At 53.3% G+C, this 537-nt stretch carries 1 protein-coding gene; it reads right to left on the bottom strand.

Annotation, left to right across the window (positions count from 1 at the left end; translation table 11 throughout):
• On the bottom strand, positions 1-537 hold a 537-nt coding region (locus KO501_RS09580), incomplete at both ends, for an Ig-like domain-containing protein (RefSeq protein WP_216029453.1).

Consider the following 537-nt stretch of genomic DNA (forward strand, 5'->3'; position numbering starts at 1 on the left):
CCGGCAAGGTTAAATCAATCAAGCCGCTGGTGCTTACCGTGGCCACATTGCCGGCACTATCCAGTACCGAAACATCTACGCTTAGCAACCCTTCGGCGGCATCGGCGGGGAGTTCAATGGAAAACGTCCCATCGGGTAAAACGTCAGTGGTGAAAGTCTGGGTGACTTCATCACTGTCGGTCACTTCAATGGTGATCGAAGCGCCAATTTCATCGCACGTGCCACTGATGGTAGGCGTGGCATTGTTTAAGTTGGAAAGGGCATCTACGTTCAACACCGGCAAGGTTAAGTCAATTAAGCCACTGGTGCTCACTGAGGCCACATTGCCGGCGCTGTCGAGCACCGATACATTCACATCCAATAACCCTTCGGCGGCATCGGCGGGCAGCTCAATGGAAAACGTCCCATCCGGCAATACGTCAGTGGTAAAAGTTTGGGTAACGTCGTCACTGTCGGTCACCTCAATGTTGATCACCGCGCCAATTTCATCGCACGTGCCGCTGATGATGGGCGTGGCACTGTTAAGGTTAGAAAGGG

The sequence above is a fragment of the Alteromonas sp. C1M14 genome, assembly GCF_018860965.1.
GTDB lineage: Bacteria > Pseudomonadota > Gammaproteobacteria > Enterobacterales > Alteromonadaceae > Alteromonas.